Source organism: Streptomyces spinoverrucosus, from assembly GCF_015712165.1.
Lineage (GTDB): Bacteria > Actinomycetota > Actinomycetes > Streptomycetales > Streptomycetaceae > Streptomyces > Streptomyces spinoverrucosus_A.
In genome coordinates this window covers 4,428,058-4,447,676 of record NZ_JADPZX010000001.1, presented here as the reverse complement: position 1 = coordinate 4,447,676, position 19,619 = coordinate 4,428,058, and the positions used below count along the sequence as shown (strand labels likewise).

The following is a 19,619-nucleotide window of genomic DNA, read 5'->3' as shown; positions in this document are numbered from 1 at the left end:
GTTTCGGGGAGGCGGGGAGGCGCCCTGCTCAGACTCCTAAAACACCCCTCCACGCGGCACCCCGAAGGGGGTGCCTCCACCTCCCCGGCCGAGTACCGGAAGGGATTCCGCATGTACCCCGACCACACCCCGCACGTGCCCGCACAGCGGGCCGTGGAAGTCCACCAGCCCACCCCGCTCCCGCCCGCCGTGGCCGTGTCGGCACCGGTCGTGCCAGTGCAGCCCGGCAGTGTTCCGGCGGTGGCCAGCATCGTCCTGCCGGACGGCCGCGTCGTCACCGGCTACGCCATCAACCCCGCCCAGCCCGAGCCGATCGCGGCCAAGCCGGCCGTGTCCCGCACGGCGGTGAACGTCGCCCTCGGAGGCGTCGGATTCCTCGCGGTGTGCGGCGGGCTGATCCTGCTCACCTCGTTCATCGCCGCGCTCACCGCGTTCATCACCCAACTGATCATCCTCGCGGCCGTCATCTTCGGCGGATGGATCGCCGTGCAGCTCTTCAGCGCGAGCGGCCACCAGGGCGGCACCACCGTGAACATCCGCAAGGCGACGTTCAAGCGCAACCACTTCCACGGCTAGCTACGCCAAGGGCGGCCCCCACTCACGCCAATGAATCCGGGGCCGCCCTTGCCAGCCAGAACCCGTCAAGGAACTGGAGATACCCCAGCATGACGCAACCCACGCCCTTTCCGCAGCACACGGCGCTGAGTCTCGCGGCGTCCGGTGTGCCCGTGCTGCCCCTGCGTCGGGGCAAGGTCCCGTTCGGTAACTGCACGACGTGCGCGGACAACGCGTGCGGCGGCCGGCCGAACATGAAAACGCCGGGCCCCTGCCGGTGCCCCGGCGTCTGCCACGCATGGGCCGCCGCCACCACCGACCCGGCGGTCATCGTCTCGCCCGCATGGGCGGCGGCGTGGCGCCGGGCGGTGTGCGTCGGCTACCACCCCGGCGGCGCCGGACTGAGCGTCGTGGACCTGGACGACGCGGACGCCATCGCATGGGCCCGCGCGACCCTGCCGGCCACGCGGACCGTACCGACGACGCGCGGTGAGCACTGGATCTACCGGGGTGCCATGACCTCCCGCAACAAGGTGCGTCCCGGTGTCGACGTCAAGTCGTCCATGTCCTACGCCCGCTACCTCGGTCCCGGCATCGGCCGCGTGGTCGACCTGCCGGACACTGTGCGTGCCCTGGCCGCCAAGACGCGCTCCCCGGCCCGGCCTGTACCGCACGCCGACGTGTCCACACGGTCCGCCGGCGGGCAGTGCCCGCACCGCACGCCCGTCTTCCTGGACCGTGGCATCGCCATGGCAGAGCAGCGCATCACCGAAGCGTCCAGTGCGATCCACGCGACCGTGTACCGGACATTCCTGGCCGTGCTGTCCAAACACGGCAGGTGCGGCTGCCTCACCGACACCCACGTCACGCGGTTGTTCACCGCCGCGCAGGCCAAGGGCGAGACGGTCCGGCACTGCACGGACGCGTGGACCAACGCCCGCACCACGTTGGGGTTGTGACCATGTCCGACGACGAGAAGACCCCGGCACGCGAGATCATCACCGACTACGCGCAGGCGCACTTCCGGTACTTCCGCACCGCCGACGGGACCGTGTACGCGCAGCGCAACGGCCACCCCGTGGCCCGTCCGATCCGCTCGCAGGGCACGACGGGTAGCCACCGGCAGGAACTCATGGTGGGACTGTTCAGGGACGGCATCGGCGTGTTCAACGGCACCGCGATGAAGGAGGCGCTGGACTTGATCGAAGCGTTGGCGCTGACCGAGGACGTGCAGCCGGTCCACATCCGCGTCGCCCCCGGATTCGATGGGGCCACCTGGCTGGACCTCGGGCGCGACGACGGGCAGTCCGTGCGTATCCACCCCACCGGCTGGGACATCCGTACCCCGGACCCGCGCGAGGTGTGCTGGCGCCGTACTCAGCTCACGGGTGAGTTGCCGTTGCCGGTCAAGGACACCGACGGCAAGGGCATCGATCTGCTGATGCGGCTCTGCAACTTCGCCACCGCCGAAACGGAGTGTCTGGCCATCGCGTGGCTCATCGGCTGTCTTGGGCCGACCGTGCCCGTCCCGGCCCCGTTCCTCACCGGACCGCAGGGCGCCGGCAAGTCCACCGGCGGCCGGATGCTCGTGCGGATCATCGAGGGCATGACCGGGGACCTGCGCCGGGCCCCCAAGGACGAGGAGAACCTGATCACGGCGGTGGCGGCCGGCTGGGTCACCGCCCTGGACAACCTCTCCCACATGACCCCTGAGCTGTCGGATGCGATGTGCTGCATCGTGACCGGCGCGGAGAACGTCAAGCGCGCGCTGTTCACCGACGGGGACGTCTTCCGCATCGGCTACCGCCGCCCCCTACTCCTGACCGGCATCGACGTCGGCGTGATCCGGCCCGACCTCGCCGAACGGCTCCTGCCCCTGCGCCTGGAACGCCCCCGGGTGCGGCGCACCGAGGCGGAACTGTGGTCCGACTTCGCAGAAGTACTGCCCGTCATCCTCGGCTCGCTCCTGGATCTCGCTGTGCAGGTGCGGGCGGCGGAGGCGGACATTCCGACCGACCTGCGGATGGCGGACTTCGCGCACCTGTGTGCGCAGCTTGACGCGGCCACCGGTCTGGGAGCTCTCGCCGCCTACCGGGCCAGCCTGGACGACCTCAACGACGACGTCATCGAGGGCGACCTGTTGGCACAGACGGTGCTCAAGCACGCCGCCGGCACGGAACCCGGCACCGAGCAGCGGATGACGTCCGCCGAATGGCTGCACTGCCTCACCGGCCTCTACACCGGCGAGGACTTTCGCCCCCTGCCGAAAGGGTGGCCGACCACGGGCAAGGTGCTCTCTGACCGCCTCAAGCGGCTTCAGCCCACCCTCGCGGCCCGGGGCGTCCTCATCGACTGGGGGCGCACCAACGCCTCCCGCTACATCGAGATCGCGCGGCCGTCCGCCGCGCCGCCAGCGTCTGAGCAGGAAGCGGCCTTCTGACCGCACGGCACCACGACCGCTCACAAGCAAGAGGAGCACCGGCGCCCGGGTGCTCCTCTTGCTGTTCGGCGGCGGCGCCGCCCTGCGAGGGACGCGCCGCGAAGCGGCTCCTTCTTTCACTCTCTGAGCCGCGCACCACAACAGACACCACCCCCTCTTTGTCCTAAGTAGGAAGGCGCTGCGTCACCTGCGTCACCCGGGCCCCGAAAACGGTCGGTGACCTGCCGAAAGGCGGGTGACGCAGACGGCCGATTCCTGCGTCACCCCGCGTCACCTGCGTCACCCGATGACGCAGGTCTGTGTCACCGGTGACGCACCCCCACCGTTCTGCGTCACCGCGAAATCGCAGGCCAGAGCAGCGAATGACGCAGATGACGCAGGTGACGCAGAAATCCGCACCTAGGACACACACGCACCCAGCACCAGCCCCCGAGGACTGCCCACAGGAGTGCCCACATGAGCGTCACCGACCTGGAAACCACCCGGCTCGCCAAAGCCAACGGTCCGGCCCCCGTCCTCCTGACCGTCGAAGAGGCCGCCCGCTGCCTCCGCATCGGCCGTACCACCTGCTTCGCCCTCATTCGCAGCGGAGAGCTGGAATCCCTGCTGATCGGCGGACTCCGCCGCGTCCCCGCCGACGAGCCGGCCGCCTACCTCGCCCGCCGCCGCGCCGAACAGCGCGCCGCCTGACCCATCCCTCACCACCGGAGCGCCACCCCGCCACGGGGCGGCGCTCCGGTCGTTCGTATTCGCCTCAACCCCAAGGAGTCCCGCCCGTGGCGGAAGACAAGAAGCGCACCCGACAGCCCAACGGCCGAAGCTCCATCTACCAGGGCAGTGACGGCAAGTGGCACGGCCGCGTCACCGTCGGCATCCGCGACGACGGCCGTCCCGACCGACGCCACGTCGAACGCAAGACCCGGGCCGAAGTGACCGCCGCCGTGAGGGAACTGGAGAAACAACGCGATGGCGGCACGGTCCGAAAGGCGGGCCGGGCCTGGACCGTCGAGACGTGGCTGACCCACTGGGTGGACACGATCGCACCACTCGCCGTTAACGAGAACACGATGGTTGGGTACGGCGTCGCCGTGCGGAAGCACCTGATCCCCGCCCTCGGGGCGCACCGCCTGGACAAGCTCCGCCCGGAGCACATCGAGCGTTTCTACGGCGCCATGCAGGCGGACGGCCGGCGAGCGGGAACGATCCATCAGATTCACCGCACCTTCCGCACCGCCTTGAACGAAGCTGTCCGGCGTGGCCACCTGACCCGCAACCCGGTGCAGCTCGCCAAGGCCCCTCGCCTCAGCGAGGAGGAGATCGAGCCGTACACCGTTGACGAGGTCAAGCGACTGCTGCGAGCCGCTGACGGCCGCCGAAACTCTGCGCGCTGGGCCGTGGCTCTTGCCCTGGGACTGCGACAGGGCGAGGCGTTGGGCCTGAAGTGGACCGATGTGGATTTGGAACGCGGCGTGCTGATGGTTCGTCGGAGTCGTCGCCGACCGCGCTACGCCCACGGGTGTGGCGACACATGCGGCAGGAAAGCCGGGTACTGCCCGCAGAGGCAGCGCACCAACCCGGAGACGGCCGACACCAAGTCACGCGCGGGCCGCCGTGCGGTTGGTCTGCCTGCACAGCTTGTGGACCTGCTCAGGGCTCATCGGGTGAAGCAGGAAGCCGAACGGGCGGCGGCCGGCGACAAGTGGACGGATCATGGTTGGCTCTTCGCCACCCCGGACGGACGCGGCACCCCGCCCCGAACGGACTACGACGACTGGAAGGAGCTGTTGACCGACGCCAAGGTCAGGGACGGTCGGCTGCACGACGCTCGGCACACGGCCGCCACGGTCCTGCTGATCCTGGGAGTCTCCGAGCGTGCCGTCATGGGGCTCATGGGGTGGTCCACCACGGCCATGGCCGCTCGGTATCAGCACATGGTGGACTCGGTCCGCAGCGATGTTGCGCGACAGGTTGACGGGCTGATCTGGAGGCCGGACCAGGAGCGGCCCGACGAGGGCGACGACGGGGCCGCCGGGGTCCTCGTACCGGCCAACTGAGACGGAAACTGAGACGGAAAGCGAAGGGGCGCCCTGTGAGTAAGACAGGGCGCCCCTTCTACCTGCGGTAGCGGAGGGATTTGAACCCTCGGTGACTTGCGCCACACTCGCTTTCGAGGCGAGCTCCTTCGGCCGCTCGGACACGCTACCGAGGGAGACCTTACAGCAAGGTGGTGCGTGCTCCGAAATCCGTTTCCGCCGGTCCCCGGGGGCCGGGGCGGCAGCGGCCGTCAGCGGGCTCTCAGTGGGCTCTCAGCGGGCCCGGAAGAAGTCGGTGAGCAGCCCCGCGCACTCCTCGGCGAGCACGCCCTCGATCACCTCGGGGCGATGGTTGAGGCGCCGGTCGCGTATGACGTCCCAGAGGGAGCCGGCCGCGCCGGCCTTGTCGTCGCGGGCGCCGTAGACGACCCGGTCCACCCGGGACTGCACGATCGCGCCCGCGCACATCGTGCAGGGTTCCAGGGTCACGACCAGCGTGCAGCCGGTCAGCCGCCATTCGCCCAGTTCGGAAGCCGCCCGCCGGATGGCGAGGACCTCGGCGTGCGCGGTCGGGTCGCCGGTGGCCTCGCGTTCGTTGTGTCCGGCGGCGAGCACGGTCGTGCCGTCGGCGGCGAGGACGACCGCGCCGACGGGGACGTCTCCGCCCCGGACCGCCCGCCCGGCCTCGTCCAGGGCGAGCCGCATCGCGGCCCGCCAGGGGTCGCGCACCGGGTCCGGGACCGTACTCGGGTCGGACGGGGTCAGCGGACGGTCTCCAGCGTCTCCGAGGCGCCCAGGGACTCGGCGATCTCGGTGAGCGCGTCCTCCGTCAGCGACAGCAGTTCCTTCTCGCTGACGCCGAGGTCGTCGAGGATGCCGGTGTCGCCGACCGGGCCGTGCGGAACGGCCTCGGCGGAGCCGCCGTCCTCCTCTCCGTCGTCGGCGTCGTTCTCGGGCTCACCGTCCTCGGTGCCGTCCAGGTCGAGGGCGTCCAGGTCGGTGGCGTCGTCGGCCGGCTCGCGGCCGAGCAGTTCGTCGGTGAGCAGGATCTCGCCGTAGCTGCTGCGGGCAGCCGCGGCGGCGTCCGAGACGTAGATACGAGGGTCGTCCTCGCCGTCGATGCGGACGACGCCGAACCAGGCGTCCTCCTGCTCGATCAGGACGAGCACCGTGTCCTCGTCGGGAGAGGCTTCCCGGGCCAGGTCGGCCAGATCCGACAGGGTTTCCACGTCGTCGAGCTCTGTGTCGCTCGCTTCCCACCCGTCTTCGGTGCGCGCGAGCAGTGCGGCGAAGTACACCGTGACTCTCCCACTGGTCATAGGCGTGCCGGTTGGGGGTCCCCCCGGCGGAGGTTGCGGGCGGGGAGAGCTCGGGCTCCGAGCCCCGCCCACTCGGAATCGTGGCAGAAACAAGGCGTTCAGGGGACGTCTTCGGCCCGCTGTGTCCGGCTGTTTTGATCGCATGTCCGCGAACGACTCACCAGCACACTCGTTGCCGCCACCAGCGGATCGTACGCGGCTTTCGGCCGACGCCACGCACGCCCACCCCCACAACGACCGCGGGAAGCGCGGTTCTTCCCGCCCCGGCGCGGGCCACGGGAACTACCAGCGGAACGTTCGCATGCGCATCGCGTGTCGCAGCCGGGCGGTCTTGGCACGGCGCGGCTGGACGCGGTCACGCAGTTCCCGGGCTTCGGCGAGTTCCCGCAGAAACTGCGCCCGGCGCCGCCTCCGCTCGGCGTCGGTCTGCTGCGCGCTCGCGTCGGCCCGGGACGCCTGGTCGGGCAGCTCTGGCAGGTCGGGCATAGGCACACCACCCCTATCCGTCCCTCTCACCTTCCCCCGGATGGCCGGTTTGACGCCAGGGAGTGCAGGCACCGAAGCGCGGTTACTGTTGTGCCCATGCGTCTCCACGTCGTCGACCACCCCCTGGTCGCCCACAAGCTCACCACGCTGCGCGACCAGCGCACCGACTCCCCGACCTTCCGCCGGCTCGCCGACGAACTGGTCACCCTGCTCGCCTACGAGGCCACGCGGGACGTGCGCACCGAACAGGTCGACATCACCACCCCGGTCGCCACCACCACCGGCGTCAAGCTCTCCCACCCGCGCCCGCTGGTCGTGCCGATCCTGCGGGCGGGTCTCGGCATGCTGGACGGCATGGTCCGGCTGCTGCCGACCGCCGAGGTGGGCTTCCTGGGCATGATCCGCAACGAGGAGACGCTCCAGGCCTCCACGTACGCCACCCGCATGCCGGAGGACCTCTCCGGTCGGCAGGTGTACGTCCTGGACCCGATGCTGGCCACCGGCGGCACCCTGGTCGCGGCGATCCAGGAGCTGATCAAGCGCGGCGCCGACGACGTGACGGCCGTGGTCCTGCTGGCCGCCCCCGAAGGCGTCGAACTGATGGAACGCGAGCTGGCGGGCACCCCGGTGACAGTCGTAACGGCCTCGGTCGACGACCACCTCAACAACCACGGCTACATCGTCCCGGGCCTGGGCGACGCAGGGGACCGCATGTACGGCGCGGCGGAGTAGCGGCAACCTGAAAGCGCCCCTTAAGGGGCGCGGGGCTCTGTCGATATGCGGCTCCGCCGCGTGGGCGCGACCAGCCACAACGCACCCGCAGCCGCCCCACAACGGATCCCCCTACGGCGAGACGGCGCTCAGCACCCCGCCTTCACCCCACTCGCCGCCGGCCGAGGCGCGGCCAACTCGGCCAGCGCCCGGTCGGCAACCGGCTTCTCCGCAAGCTCCTTGAAGCCATCGCCGATGATGAGATCGACCGCCTGCCCCTTACGGGCCGCATCCGTGCTGCGCCCGGCCGCAGGCAACTGCGTGCCAAGCACCGGCAGCGAGGTGTTCACAGCGGAGACGGGCCCGATCAACAACCCCGTGCCCTTCACCTTCTTGTCCCACTGCTTCGGCGCGTTGCCCACCTCGCCGATCCTGAAGCCACGTTTTTTCAGCTCGTCGGCGGTCTTCTTGGCCAGCCCGCTACGGGTCGTGGCGTTGAGCACGTTGACGGTGACGGCCCCCGGCCGCGGCACGGCCACGGCCGCGCTGGGCGAGGGGCTCACCTTGGTGGCGCAGTCCGCCTTGGTCCCGGCCGCCGAGGCCTCACGGCCGCCGGTGAAGACGTCGACGAGTTGCAGAGTGCCCCAGCTGAGAACGCCGATCACGACGACCGACGCGGTGACGATGAGTACGAGCCTGCCGCGCCGACGGGGTGGACGCATCCGCGGGTACTTGTCCCCCGTGATCCGGTACTGGCCGCCCATGCCGGGGGGAGTCAGCATGCTCATGAGCGCAGCGTAGTGCGCCTGGGCGGCGATGCCTACTAGATGATCATCAGACGCCGCTCAGGAGAACCCGAAAGGGCCAAGCCATGGCCGGCCGGTGCCGTTCCGAGAGCCCGCGCGGGGTGGGTCAGTCCAGCTCGAGGACGCGCGCGTGGAGCACCTGGCGCTGCTGGAGCGCCGCCCGCACCGCGCGGTGCAGGCCGTCCTCCAGATACAGGTCGCCCTGCCACTTCACGACGTGCGCGAAGAGGTCGCCGTAGAACGTGGAGTCCTCGGCGAGGAGGGTCTCCAGGTCGAGCTGCTGTTTGGTCGTCACGAGCTGATCGAGGCGGACCGGGCGCGGCGCGACGTCCGCCCACTGCCGGGTGCTGTCCCGGCCGTGGTCGGGGTACGGCCGGCCGTTTCCGATGCGCTTGAAGATCACACGGAAAGCCTACCGGTCAAGACGTTCCGGGCGCAGCCATGGAGAGGGAGTGCAACGCTGGAAAAGATGCCGTAAACCCGGGCGAAACGGAATAGGGGCCTGACATGAGTGACAGCGAGACCGTGCCCGCGGCCGCCAACCCCGACGCGCCCGGCAGTGCTCACGCCCTCCCGCAGGAGGCCCTGAAGATCGCCGCCGGGTACCAGTTCACCGGGCCGGCGCTGGATCTGGGCGCCCTGCTGTGGGACGGCCGGTGCCTGCCCGACGCCCAGGTCCGCATCCCGCTTCCGATGCTCAACCGGCACGGGCTGGTCGCGGGCGCCACCGGCACCGGAAAGACGAAGACGCTCCAGCTGATCGCCGAGCAGCTGTCCGCGCAGGGCGTGCCCGTCTTCCTCGCCGACATCAAGGGCGATGTGTCGGGCATCTCGGCACCGGGCCGACCCAACGACAAGATCCGCTCCCGCGCCGCCGAGGTGCACCAGCGGTGGACGGCGAACGGCTTCCCGGCCCAGTTCTACGCCCTCGGCGGCATCGGCCACGGCATCCCGCTGCGCGCCACCGTCACCAGCTTCGGCCCGGTCCTGCTCGCCAAGGTCCTCCAGCTCAACCAGACCCAGGAGCAGTCCCTCGGCCTGATCTTCCACTACGCCGACACCAAGGGCCTGGAACTGATCGACCTCAAGGACCTGCGCGCGGTCGTCGCCTTCCTCACCTCCGACGAGGGCAGGGCCGAGCTGAAGGCCGTCGGCGGGCTGTCCTCCGCCACCGCGGGGGTGATCCTGCGTTCGCTGACCGCCTTCGAGGCGCAGGGGATGGGCTCCTTCTTCGGGGAGCCGGAGTTCGACACGGCGGAGTTCCTGCGCACGGCTGAGGACGGGCGGGGTCTGGTGTCGGTCCTGGAGCTGCCCGCCGTACAGGACAGGCCGCAGCTTTTCTCGACGTTCCTGATGTGGCTGCTCGCGGACCTCTTCCACGACCTCCCCGAGGTCGGCGATATCGACAAGCCCAAGCTGGTCTTCTTCTTCGACGAGGCGCATCTGCTCTTCAACGACGCGTCGAAGGCGTTCCTGGACTCGATCACCCGGACCGTGCGGCTGATTCGCTCGAAAGGGGTCGGCGTCTTCTTCGTCACCCAGACCCCCAAGGACGTGCCCGGCGACGTCCTCGCCCAGCTCGGCAACCGCGTCCAGCACGCCCTGCGCGCCTTCACTCCCGACGACCAGAAGGCCCTCAAGGCGACCGTCAGGACCTTCCCGGACTCCGCCTACGACCTCGAGGAGCTCCTCACCGAACTCGGCACCGGTGAGGCGGTGGTGACGGTGCTCAGCGAGAAGGGCGCCCCGACCCCGGTCGCCGCGACCCGGCTGCGCGCCCCGGAGTCCCTGATGGGCCCGATCGAACCGGCCGCCCTGGACCGGGCGGTGACGTCCTCGCCGCTCTTCGGCCGGTACGCGCAGGCGGTGGACCGGGAGTCGGCGTACGAGAAGCTGGAACAGCGGGCCGCCGAGAGGCCCGCCGCGAAGCCCGCGCCGGCGCCCGAGCGGCCGAGGGAGTCGGTCGTGGAGCAGGTCGTCGGCAGCGGCGTGTTCAAATCCCTGGCGCGTTCCATCGGCACCCAGATCGGGCGGGAGATCACCCGTTCGATCTTCGGCACGGCGCGGCGGAGGCGGTAGACCCGCCTCCGCCGACGGCTCAGCGGCCCCGCTTCTTCGGCGGCCGCTGCGGCTGTTTGGTTTCCTTCAGTTCTGTCTTGGGCGCGTTACGCATGGCCTCCGCGCGTACCAGGGCGCGCAGAACGGCGTACGGATCCGAGGGCATGGCTGTGCCTCCTTGCGTAGTACCGACTGACCTGGGTGGGGGGAGGGCAGGTCTGTCAGCAGCGCAGGACCACCGAGCGCAGGGTCCGCAGTGGATACGGCGGCCCGGTCGGCGCCTGTGGTGAGCGGACCTGCGTGGTCCGCACGGGCGGCGCTGCCGGTGGTGCCGGACGCTGCGGCACCACGGGCCGGTGCGTGCCCCGCGCCGGCGGCCGCAGGGCCGTGTCGAGCACATCGGCCTCGGCGACCTCTCCCGCCACGGCGGCGACGGGCACCGCCGCCGCCTCCGCGTGCGCCATCGGCAGGAGCAGCGCGAGCAGCAGCGCGAGCATCCGTGGCCAGGTGCGGCGGCGCACGGCGCGGCGGGACTGCGGGGGCGTGCTCACAGCAGGTCATCTCCCCGGCAGGCGTACGGCGTCCGTCGCACGGCTGCCGTAAACCGCCCGCTCGGCGTAGCGGTGAGCCGCGGCGACGTGCCGGATATGCCGGGCGGACTCGGCGACGCGCAGGGAGACACGGTCATGGCGATCACACCTCGCGTGGGACCTGGCGGGCGCGGACCCGGATGCGCAGTGCTGTGACGATCTCGACCAGGCCCACCGCGACCAGCCAGCACCCGCCGACCACCGTGAGGACGGCGACCGACTCGAACGGCGAGGCGATCAGGACGATCCCGGCGAGGAACGTGACCGCGCCGAGGACGATCTGCCAGCCGCGCGCCGGCATCGCCGGGTCGGAGGCGGCGGCCAGCGTCTGCGTGATGCCGCGGAACAGCCAGCCGATCCCGATCCAGAGCGCGAGCAGCAGGATCGACTGCATGGCCCCGCGGAAGCAGAACAGCCCCAGCAGGATCGACAGGGCGCCGCTGACGAACGCCAGCACGCGCAGGGAGGTCGTCTTGTGGGTGCCGAAGGCGGAGACGAGCTGGAGGACGCCGCTGACGAGGAGGTAGACACCGAAGAGGACGGCGGCGGCGAGCAGCGAGGCGCCGGGCCAGACGAGGACCAGGACGCCCAGGATCAGGGACGCGACGCCGGTGGCCAGGACGGCCTGCCAGGCCGCCCGGGACAGCATGTGCAGCGGTCCCTCGAAGGGCGGTTCGGGACCCTCGTGCGGCGGCCTCGGCGCGTGCGGGTCACGGGTGGCGTGGACGCGCCGGTCGTCGAACTCCGGTCCTCGGGGGGACCCGCTCGGTGGCTCGGTCATGCTCCATGCTGGGAACGCGACCGAGCCTCCCGCACGCCGGAGCGGTCCAGTCGGCTGACGCCGGGCGCTACTTCTTCGCGGCCTTGGCCGCCTTCGCCGCCGCCTTCATCTCCTGCTTGTGCGCCCGCACCTTGGCCAGCGACTCGGGCCCGGTGATGTCGGCGACGGACCGGAACGACTTGGGCGCGCCGTAGTCGCCGGCGGCCTCCCGCCACCCCTCGGGGGTCACGCCGAGCTGTTTGCCGAGCAGCGCGAGGAAGATCTGTGCCTTCTGCTTGCCGAACCCGGGCAGTTCCTGGAGCCGCTTGAGCAGTTCCCGCCCGTCGCCGACGCCCTGCCAGACGGCGCTCGCGTCACCGTCGTAGTGCTCGACGAGGTACTGGCACAGCTGCTGGATCCGCTGGGCCATCGACCCCGGGTAGCGGTGCACGGCCGGTTTGTCGGAGAGCAGCGCCGCGAACGCCTCCGGGTCGTACGCGGCGATCTCGTGCGCGTCGAGGTCGTCGGTGCCCATCCGGTTGGCGATGGTCGAGGGTCCCTTGAACGCCCACTCCATCGGGATCTGCTGGTCCAGCAGCATCCCGACCAGCGCGGCGAGCGGGGACCGCCCGAGCAGCTCGTCGGCCTCGGGGTCCTGTGCGAGGTGAAGGGTGACGTCCATGGACCGATGATCCCGCGTCGGCCACCGCGCCGCCTCCCCGTGCGGGGCCCGCACGGTTCGTTCAGCGCGCCGTTGGTCGTCAAATACGACCTGAAGCTACACTCACGGCCGGCAAACAGGCGTTCCAACAGGCACAGCAGGCGCAAGGGGAGGCCGCGGTGGCGGTGAATTCCAAGAAGATCGCCGTCTACGTACTCGTGGTCTTCGTGCTCTACCTGATCATCACTGACCCCGAGAAGGCCGCGGAGTACGTCCAGATAGGGTTCGAGGGCATATCGGACGCCGCCAAGGCCATCGGCGACTTCATGACCTGGGTCGCCAACGGAGGAAAGTCATGATCCGTCACCTGGTCCTGTTCAAGCTGAACGAGGGCGTCGAACGCGACGACCCCCGCGTGGTCGAGGGCGTGGAGCGCTTCCGCGCCCTCGACGGGAAGATCCCGGAGATTCGCTCCTGGGAACTGGGCTGGAACTTCAGCGACCGCCCCATCGCGTACGACTTCGCCATCAACTCGTCGTTCGACGACCAGGACGCCCTGCGCCGGTACGTCGAGCATCCGGAGCACCAGGCGGGCGTCACGCTGTGGCGGGAGTTCGCCACCTGGGTGATCGCCGACTACGAGTTCTGAGCCCAGGGCAGGCCCGGCCCCGCACTGTTCCGGTGCGGGGCCGTTTCGCGTCTTATACCCCAACTCTCCCTCAACACGGCGTTATGCGGTGCTTGCACACAGTGCACATGTCTTGTGATGCTATGACCGCTTTTGACGGATGAGTTGATGGATCACGAGGTGGAGTTGACCGTGCCGGCCAGTACTGCGCCTCAAGCCCCGCCCCAGGAGACACCTCCTCCGGAAACACCCGCCCCCGCCGCCGACCCGGCCCCCGAACCCGCGCCACAGCGCAGCAGCCGGGGCGCCGACACCAGGGCGCTCACCCAGGTGCTGTTCGCCCAGCTCAAGACGCTGGAGCCGGGCACGCCGGAGCACACCCGGGTGCGCGGGGCGCTGATCGAGGCCAACCTCCCGCTGGTGCGCTACGCGGCCGCCCGGTTCCGCTCCCGCAACGAGCCCATGGAGGACGTCGTCCAGGTCGGCACCATCGGCCTCATCAACGCCATCGACCGCTTCGACCCGGACCGGGGCGTGCAGTTCCCGACCTTCGCGATGCCGACCGTCGTCGGCGAGATCAAGCGGTACTTCCGGGACAACGTCCGCACGGTCCACGTACCGCGCCGGCTGCACGAGCTGTGGGTGCAGGTGAACAGCGCCACCGAGGACCTCACCACCGCCTTCGGGCGCTCCCCGTCCACCGCCGAGATCGCCGAGCGGCTGCGCATCACCGAGGAGGAGGTGCTGTCCTGCATCGAGGCGGGGCGCTCGTACCACGCCACCTCGCTGGAGGCGGCCCAGGAGGGCGACGGACTGCCCGGACTGCTCGACCGGCTCGGCTACGAGGACCCGGCCCTGGACGGCGTGGAGCACCGCGACCTCGTACGGCATCTCCTCGTCCAGCTCCCCGAACGCGAGCAGCGCATCCTGCTGCTGCGCTACTACAGCAATCTGACGCAGTCACAGATCAGCGCGGAACTCGGCGTCTCCCAGATGCACGTCTCCCGGCTGCTCGCGCGCAGCTTCCAGCGCCTGCGTTCGGCGAACCGCATCGACGCGTAAAACGCGTAACCGATAGACCCCGTCCGGCGCAACCGCCGACGGGATCACCGACGCACCCGCGAATGGAACCGGCGCACAACCGAAAGCGGGATCGACGTATCACCGTCGAGAGCGAATCGTTCACCAGGCACTTTGCCGACGGACGGGACCCGAAATGCCGTCAGACCCCCTTCTTCCAGGGCGTATTCGCATCTCGCATGTCGACATGTCACTACAGCGTGTTGCCGACATGTGACATTCTGCCGGAAGCGCGTTTGCCGGTGCCCCGGCGCCGGTATTCAGGTGAAGGCTGCGCTCCTCACGAGGAGCGCCCGCCGCGACCGTCCCGCGACCCAAAGGGGGTGGCATGTCCGCAGAACAGGGCAGCTCGAAGGTGCTCACGCTCACCAAGAGCGAGACAGCGCCCGAGGCGCTCGACGCGCACGACGCGCTCGACCCCATCGATGACGTCTCGGCCCTGGCGGCCGCGCCGACCCCGGCCCTCCCGGCCTCCTCGGAGGCCATCGACACCCGCACCTTGTCCCGCTCCCTCTTCCTCCGGCTCGCCGCGCTGGACGAGGACAGCCCGGAGCGGGCGTACGTCCGGGACACCCTGATCGAGCTCAACCTCCCCCTCGTGCGCTACGCGGCGGCCCGCTTCCGCTCCCGCAACGAGCCGATGGAGGACATCGTCCAGGTCGGCACGATCGGCCTGATCAAGGCGATCGACCGCTTCGACTGCGAACGCGGGGTGGAGTTCCCGACGTTCGCGATGCCGACGGTCGTCGGCGAGATCAAGCGGTTCTTCCGCGACACCTCGTGGTCGGTGCGGGTGCCGCGCCGCCTCCAGGAGTTGCGCCTGGCCCTGACCAAGGCGAGCGACGAGCTGTCCCAGAAGCTGGACCGCTCCCCGACGGTCACCGAACTCGCCACCGTGCTCGGCGTGTCCGAGGAGGACGTCGTCGACGGCCTCGCGGTGGGCAACGCCTACACGGCCTCCTCGCTGGACTCCCCGGCCCCCGAGGACGACGGCGGCGAGGGCTCCCTGGCCGACCGCCTCGGCTACGAGGACAGCGCGCTGGAGGGCGTCGAGTACCGCGAGTCGCTCAAGCCGCTGCTGGCCAAGCTCCCGCCCCGCGAGCGCCGGATCATCATGCTCCGCTTCTTCGCCAACATGACCCAGTCGCAGATCGGCGAGGAGGTCGGCATCTCGCAGATGCACGTCTCCCGCCTCCTGACCCGCACGCTGGCCCAGCTCCGCGAGGGCCTCATCTCCGACTGAGGGCTTCCTTCCTGACGCAGCGTCAGCCACACTGGCGCGATGCTTCCCAGGAGTTGGACCCGTGGCCGCCGCCGCGCTGTGATCGGCGTGTCGGCGGCCGTCGTCTGCGCCGGTGCGGCACTGGCGGGGTACTCAGGAGGCGGCGCCGGCGACGGGTACGTGGCCGTCGGCGCGGGCGGCGGCCCGTCCGGGCGTACGGCGGCGGCACCGACGGAGGGTGTACGGCTGGTGCCGCTCGACGGACCCGGGACAACGCCCGGCGCGGACAACACGCCGCAGGACACGCCGAGTTCAGCGCCGGCAAGCCGGGATCCGGAGCCCGCACCGGGCAGGAGCAGCGCTCCCGCCTTCACGAGTGGCACCAGCAGCCGCACGCCGTCGGCGGACGGGGGGAGTCCCGGTCACCCGGAGGCGCCTCCGCCGGCCCCAAGTCCCTCCCCCACTCCCACGGCTCCAGCCGGACCCGCCGAGCTGTCCGTGGGCGCACCCGTGCGGGAGCCCACCGACAAGCGCTGGTGCGAGAAGGTGACCGTCGCCTTCCACAACACCGGCGGAACCGCGGTGCGTTCGGGCACGGTCACCTTCGGCACGCACGTCATCGGCGCGCTCGGCATCGACTGGGGGACGATCGAGTCGGCCGAGGACCTCCCGGTACCGATCGAGGCCGCCGCGCGCACCGAGAGGACCTGGACGGTGTGCGTCGAGTCCTGGCGGGTGCCGCTCGGTATGCACATCGAGACGCGGGACGTCTCGGTCGAGTGGGCCTGAGAGGCCGCTACCGCTTCGGCACTACTTCAGCGCGAGCCAGGCAACCGCGGCGACGATGGCGACGGCCGCCACGATGCCGACGATCAGCCCGATCCGCGGACCCGCCGGAGCGGCCGCCTGCTGCCGATTCCGGGGGCCCTGGGGGCCCTCGTCGACGAACGCACGGAACATCTGAGTGCTGCCTGCGGGGTCGTGGTTGCCCTGGGGACCCTGGTTGTTAGCCATGGCCCGAGACCCTAGCGAAAACGCCGGGGGCGCCCAAGTGGGGGGCGTGCGGTCGTCCCATGGGCCCCGACCTGCACGTTTACGCTCGCAATACTTGCCTTTGCCAAGTTTTTATGGCTGAACCCCTGATTTAGTTTGCCTGTGGCAACCAACTTTTCTATGGTTGCTCTAAGCAACTGAACCGGGAGAGGTCATGGCAGAGCGGGCGCAGTACGAGGAACTGGCGCGTCAGTTCAGCGCCTTCGGCGCCGTCAAACGGGAGATGGGGCGGATCCTGCCGGCCGAGTGCCCCGGCGGTGCCGCCGCCGTCCTCACGCTGCTCGGCCGCCACGGCGACATGCGCATGAGCAGGCTCGCCGAGCTGCTCAGCGTGGACATGTCGGTGACCAGCCGCCACGTCGCGCACGTCGCCGAGCGGGGCTGGATCGAGCGCTCCCCCGACCCGGCGGACAAGCGCTCCCGCATCCTCCGCCTGACCCCCAGCGGCCGGGACCAGCTCGACGAGCTGTCCCGGCGGACCACCCACCTGCTCGCCGGGCGGCTGAGCGACTGGACCGACGACGAGGTCGGTCAGCTCATCCAGCTGATGACGCGGCTCCGGGCGAGCTTCGACGACTGCACCCGTACACCCGCGAACACGTAGCCGACTGCACCCGTACACCCGCAAACACGTAAGAGAAAAGGAAGCCCATGGCAACATCCACACCAGCCGGTGTGCGGGCCCACGCCAAGCACGGGGGAGGCGCCCACGGCGGCCACGGCTCGCACGGCTCGGGCGCCCCGATGACCCACCGGCAGATCATGGAGGCGCTCACCGGGCTGCTGCTCGGCATGTTCGTGGCGATCCTGTCCTCGACGATCGTCTCCAACGCCCTGCCCGACATCATCAAGGACCTCGGCGGCGGCCAGAGCGCCTACACCTGGGTGGTCACCGCGTCGCTGCTGGCGATGACCGCGTCCACCCCGCTGTGGGGCAAGCTCGCGGACCTCTTCTCCAAGAAGCTGCTCATCCAGCTGGCGCTGGTGATCTTCGTGCTGGGCTCGGCTGCGGCCGGTCTGTCGCAGAACCCGACGATGCTGATCACCTTCCGCGCGGTCCAGGGCATCGGCATGGGCGGGCTGTCCTCGCTGGCCCAGATCATCCTCGCCGCGATGATCTCCCCGCGCGAGCGCGGCCGCTACAACGGCTACCTCGGCGCGACGTTCGCGACCGCGATGGTCGGCGGCCCGCTGATCGGCGGGGTCATCACCGACACCGACTGGCTCGGCTGGCGCTGGTGCTTCTACGTCGGCGTCCCCTTCGCCGTCATAGCCCTGATCGTGCTCCAGCGCACCCTGCACCTGCCGGTCGTCAAGCGGCGGGTCAAGGTCGACTGGGCCGGCGCCTTCTTCATCACCGCCGCGGTCTGCCTGCTGCTGGTCTGGGTGACCTTCGCCGGTGACAAGTACGACTGGGTGTCCTGGCAGACGTACGCCATGGTCGGCGGCACCGTCGCGCTGCTCCTGATCTTCCTGCTGATCGAGACCAGGGCGAGCGAGCCGATCATCCCGCTGCGGCTGTTCCGCAACCGCACCATCACGCTGGCGTCGCTCGCCTCGCTGTTCGTCGGTATCGCGATGTTCGCCGGCACCATCTTCTTCAGCCAGTACTTCCAGCTGGCCCGGGACAAGTCGCCGACCATGTCCGGCGTCCTGACCATCCCGCTGATCGGCGGTCTGTTCATCTCGTCCACCGTCTCCGGCCAGGTCATCACCCGCACCGGACGCTGGAAGGCGTGGCTGCTGGCCGGCGGTGTGCTGGTGACCGGCGGGCTCGGCCTGCTCGGCACCATCCGGTACGACACCGAGTACTGGCACGTCGCGGTCTACATGGCGCTGCTCGGCCTCGGCGTCGGCATGATGATGCAGAACCTGGTCCTCGCCACGCAGAACCAGGTGGCCCCGAGCGACCTGGGCGCCGCGAGCTCGGTCGTCAACTTCTTCCGCTCCCTCGGCGGCGCCGTCGGCGTCTCCGCCCTGGGCGCGGTGCTGACGCACCGGATCAAGCAGTACGTCGAGGAGGGCGCGTCCGCCCTCGACCCGCAGTCGGCCGCCGCGCTGGCCGGTTCGGACTCCAGCGGCAGCATCCCCGACATGGACGCCCTGCCCGGCCCGATCCGCACCCTGATGGAGAGCGCGTACGGCCACGGCATCGCGGACGTCTTCCTCTACGCCGCGCCGGTCGCGCTGCTCGCGCTGCTGTGCTCGCTGTTCATCAAGGAGGTCCCGCTGAAGACCAAGGGCGCGCTGGCGCAGGCCGCCGCCGATCAGGCCCCGGCCCAGGCCGCCGCCCCGGCCGAGGAGTTCGTCCCGAGCCGGGCGGTCGTCGCGGACACCGAGGCAGGCCCCGACGGCACGCGGCGGCCGGCCGCCGCGGTCGCCGTGGCCACCGAGTCCCCGGTCTCCGGCGGCATCCCGGTCCGCGGTTACGTCCGCGGCGCCGAGAACGCGCCGGTCCCGCAGGCCGCCGTCACGCTGATCTCCCTCGCGGGCCGTCAGCTCGGCCGCTCCGTCGCGCAGGCCGACGGCTCCTACGCGGTGGACGCGCCGGGCACGGGCTCGTACGTCCTGATCGCCTCCGCCGACGGCTTCCAGCCACAGGCGTCCACCGTCGTGGTGAACGGTGAGCCGGTGGCGTACGACATCCTGCTCAGCGGCACCAGCGGGCTGACCGGTGTGGTGCGGGCCGCCGGGAGCGCGCTGCCGGTGAAGGACGCGATGGTGATCGTGACCGATGTGCGCGGCGACCTGCTGGCCAGCCAGACCACCGGTGAGCAGGGCGAGTTCGGCTTCGCCGAGCTGGTGCCCGGGCCGGTGACCGTCGCCGTGAACGCCGCCGGGTTCCGGCCGCGCGCGCTGCCCGTCGAGGTGGGCGGCACCGGCGTCACCCGGGTCGAGGTCGACCTGGACGCCGGGGCCCAGGTGCAGGGCGTCGTACGGGCGCCGCACGGGCCGCTGGCCGACGCGCGCGTGACGCTGGTCGACGCCGCCGGCAACGTCGTCGGCACCGCGACGACCGGGATGGACGGGGCGTACGCCTTCACCGACCTGGACGGCGGCGAGTACACGGTGATCGCGACCGGCTACCCGCCGGTGGCGACCGCGCTGACCGTCACGGGTACCGGCGTCGACGCCCACGACATCGAACTCGCCCACCCCGGCGAGTAGTTCACGAGAGAAACAGCTCCGGCCCGTGGCGGGTGCCCCGTCACGGGCC

At 70.5% G+C, this 19,619-nt stretch carries 24 protein-coding genes and 1 tRNA gene; 14 read left to right on the top strand and 11 right to left on the bottom strand.

The window, feature by feature from the left end:
* Positions 1–111: 111 nt before the first annotated feature.
* The 5 genes from I2W78_RS20065 (at position 112) to I2W78_RS20045 (ending at position 5,049) form a co-directional block, all read left to right on the top strand.
* The gene (locus I2W78_RS20065; RefSeq protein ID WP_196461665.1) at positions 112–576 is read left to right on the top strand and encodes a hypothetical protein; all 465 of its coding nucleotides are present in this window, start codon (positions 112–114) and stop codon (positions 574–576) included.
* A gap of 89 nt (positions 577–665) precedes the next feature.
* Positions 666–1,514 carry a bifunctional DNA primase/polymerase gene (locus I2W78_RS20060; RefSeq protein WP_196461664.1) on the top strand — a complete coding sequence of 283 codons (849 nt, stop codon included), beginning with the start codon at positions 666–668 and terminating at the stop codon, positions 1,512–1,514.
* 2 nt (positions 1,515–1,516) lie between these two features.
* A complete protein-coding gene (locus tag I2W78_RS20055) occupies positions 1,517–2,995 on the top strand; it encodes an ATP-binding protein (RefSeq protein ID WP_196461663.1) in 1,479 nt (492 codons plus the stop codon).
* Between the two features lie 456 nt (positions 2,996–3,451).
* Positions 3,452–3,685, top strand: coding sequence for a helix-turn-helix domain-containing protein (locus I2W78_RS20050; RefSeq protein WP_196461662.1), 234 nt, complete (start codon positions 3,452–3,454; stop codon positions 3,683–3,685).
* Positions 3,686–3,771: 86 nt separating this feature from the next.
* Positions 3,772–5,049 carry a tyrosine-type recombinase/integrase gene (locus tag I2W78_RS20045; protein WP_196461661.1) on the top strand — a complete coding sequence of 426 codons (1,278 nt, stop codon included), beginning with the start codon at positions 3,772–3,774 and terminating at the stop codon, positions 5,047–5,049.
* Positions 5,050–5,114: 65 nt separating this feature from the next.
* Here I2W78_RS20045 and I2W78_RS20040 read toward each other — a convergent pair.
* The 4 genes from I2W78_RS20040 to I2W78_RS20025 form a co-directional block, all read right to left on the bottom strand.
* Positions 5,115–5,199, bottom strand: a tRNA-Ser gene (locus tag I2W78_RS20040).
* A 102-nt stretch (positions 5,200–5,301) separates the two neighbouring features.
* Positions 5,302–5,733 (bottom strand): tRNA adenosine(34) deaminase TadA, encoded by a 432-nt coding sequence (tadA, locus tag I2W78_RS20035; RefSeq protein ID WP_230886393.1) that lies wholly within the window; start codon positions 5,731–5,733, stop codon positions 5,302–5,304.
* 56 nt (positions 5,734–5,789) lie between these two features.
* On the bottom strand, positions 5,790–6,326 hold the full coding sequence (locus I2W78_RS20030) for a tRNA adenosine deaminase-associated protein (RefSeq protein WP_196464639.1): 537 nt from the start codon (positions 6,324–6,326) through the stop codon (positions 5,790–5,792).
* 303 nt (positions 6,327–6,629) lie between these two features.
* The gene (locus tag I2W78_RS20025; RefSeq protein WP_196461659.1) at positions 6,630–6,833 is read right to left on the bottom strand and encodes a hypothetical protein; all 204 of its coding nucleotides are present in this window, start codon (positions 6,831–6,833) and stop codon (positions 6,630–6,632) included.
* Between the two features lie 96 nt (positions 6,834–6,929).
* On the opposite strand from I2W78_RS20025, the gene upp reads away from it, so the two are divergent.
* Positions 6,930–7,565 carry a uracil phosphoribosyltransferase gene (upp, locus tag I2W78_RS20020; RefSeq protein WP_196461658.1) on the top strand — a complete coding sequence of 212 codons (636 nt, stop codon included), beginning with the start codon at positions 6,930–6,932 and terminating at the stop codon, positions 7,563–7,565.
* Positions 7,566–7,693: 128 nt separating this feature from the next.
* Here the strand turns inward: upp and I2W78_RS20015 are convergent, their stop codons facing one another.
* Together I2W78_RS20015 and I2W78_RS20010 are read right to left on the bottom strand one after the other, a co-directional pair.
* Positions 7,694–8,308 carry a LytR C-terminal domain-containing protein gene (locus I2W78_RS20015; protein ID WP_196461657.1) on the bottom strand — a complete coding sequence of 205 codons (615 nt, stop codon included), beginning with the start codon at positions 8,306–8,308 and terminating at the stop codon, positions 7,694–7,696.
* 148 nt (positions 8,309–8,456) lie between these two features.
* Complete coding sequence (locus tag I2W78_RS20010; protein WP_003991361.1) at positions 8,457–8,753, bottom strand: type II toxin-antitoxin system VapB family antitoxin; 297 nt, start codon at positions 8,751–8,753, stop codon at positions 8,457–8,459.
* Positions 8,754–8,857: 104 nt separating this feature from the next.
* Between I2W78_RS20010 and I2W78_RS20005 the strand changes: the two genes are divergently transcribed.
* A complete protein-coding gene (locus tag I2W78_RS20005) occupies positions 8,858–10,429 on the top strand; it encodes a helicase HerA-like domain-containing protein (RefSeq protein ID WP_196461656.1) in 1,572 nt (523 codons plus the stop codon).
* A gap of 19 nt (positions 10,430–10,448) precedes the next feature.
* On the opposite strand, the gene I2W78_RS41170 is transcribed toward I2W78_RS20005, so the two are convergent.
* The 4 genes from I2W78_RS41170 to I2W78_RS19990 all read right to left on the bottom strand — a co-directional run bounded on the left by I2W78_RS41170 (position 10,449) and on the right by I2W78_RS19990 (position 12,440).
* Complete coding sequence (locus I2W78_RS41170) at positions 10,449–10,574, bottom strand: hypothetical protein (RefSeq protein ID WP_269066567.1); 126 nt, start codon at positions 10,572–10,574, stop codon at positions 10,449–10,451.
* 55 nt (positions 10,575–10,629) lie between these two features.
* Positions 10,630–10,959 (bottom strand): hypothetical protein, encoded by a 330-nt coding sequence (locus I2W78_RS20000; RefSeq protein ID WP_307783719.1) that lies wholly within the window; start codon positions 10,957–10,959, stop codon positions 10,630–10,632.
* A gap of 142 nt (positions 10,960–11,101) precedes the next feature.
* Positions 11,102–11,779 (bottom strand): HdeD family acid-resistance protein, encoded by a 678-nt coding sequence (locus I2W78_RS19995; RefSeq protein ID WP_196461655.1) that lies wholly within the window; start codon positions 11,777–11,779, stop codon positions 11,102–11,104.
* A 67-nt stretch (positions 11,780–11,846) separates the two neighbouring features.
* Positions 11,847–12,440: an HhH-GPD-type base excision DNA repair protein gene (locus I2W78_RS19990; RefSeq protein WP_196461654.1), complete on the bottom strand. Its 594-nt coding sequence runs from the start codon at positions 12,438–12,440 to the stop codon at positions 11,847–11,849.
* A 158-nt stretch (positions 12,441–12,598) separates the two neighbouring features.
* Between I2W78_RS19990 and I2W78_RS19985 the strand changes: the two genes are divergently transcribed.
* From I2W78_RS19985 to I2W78_RS19965, 5 genes are all read left to right on the top strand, one after another.
* A complete protein-coding gene (locus I2W78_RS19985; RefSeq protein ID WP_196461653.1) occupies positions 12,599–12,778 on the top strand; it encodes a hypothetical protein in 180 nt (59 codons plus the stop codon).
* On the top strand, positions 12,775–13,068 hold the full coding sequence (locus I2W78_RS19980) for a Dabb family protein (RefSeq protein ID WP_196461652.1): 294 nt from the start codon (positions 12,775–12,777) through the stop codon (positions 13,066–13,068). Before I2W78_RS19985 ends, I2W78_RS19980 begins: the two co-directional genes overlap by 4 nt.
* Before the next feature lie 147 nt (positions 13,069–13,215).
* Positions 13,216–14,109: an RNA polymerase sigma factor SigF gene (locus I2W78_RS19975; protein WP_196461651.1), complete on the top strand. Its 894-nt coding sequence runs from the start codon at positions 13,216–13,218 to the stop codon at positions 14,107–14,109.
* Between the two features lie 346 nt (positions 14,110–14,455).
* The gene (locus I2W78_RS19970; protein ID WP_196461650.1) at positions 14,456–15,370 is read left to right on the top strand and encodes an RNA polymerase sigma factor SigF; all 915 of its coding nucleotides are present in this window, start codon (positions 14,456–14,458) and stop codon (positions 15,368–15,370) included.
* Positions 15,371–15,409: 39 nt separating this feature from the next.
* Positions 15,410–16,138, top strand: a complete 729-nt coding sequence (locus I2W78_RS19965; protein WP_196461649.1) for a hypothetical protein — start codon at positions 15,410–15,412, stop codon at positions 16,136–16,138.
* A gap of 21 nt (positions 16,139–16,159) precedes the next feature.
* Here I2W78_RS19965 and I2W78_RS19960 read toward each other — a convergent pair whose 3' ends face one another.
* Entirely contained in the window at positions 16,160–16,363 is a 204-nt protein-coding gene (locus tag I2W78_RS19960) for a hypothetical protein (protein WP_196461648.1), read from the bottom strand.
* A 193-nt stretch (positions 16,364–16,556) separates the two neighbouring features.
* On the opposite strand from I2W78_RS19960, the gene I2W78_RS19955 reads away from it, so the two are divergent.
* Both I2W78_RS19955 and I2W78_RS19950 read left to right on the top strand, forming a co-directional pair.
* Positions 16,557–17,006: a MarR family winged helix-turn-helix transcriptional regulator gene (locus tag I2W78_RS19955; RefSeq protein WP_196461647.1), complete on the top strand. Its 450-nt coding sequence runs from the start codon at positions 16,557–16,559 to the stop codon at positions 17,004–17,006.
* Positions 17,007–17,053: 47 nt separating this feature from the next.
* On the top strand, positions 17,054–19,570 hold the full coding sequence (locus tag I2W78_RS19950; RefSeq protein ID WP_196461646.1) for an MFS transporter: 2,517 nt from the start codon (positions 17,054–17,056) through the stop codon (positions 19,568–19,570).
* Positions 19,571–19,619 lie beyond the last annotated feature (49 nt).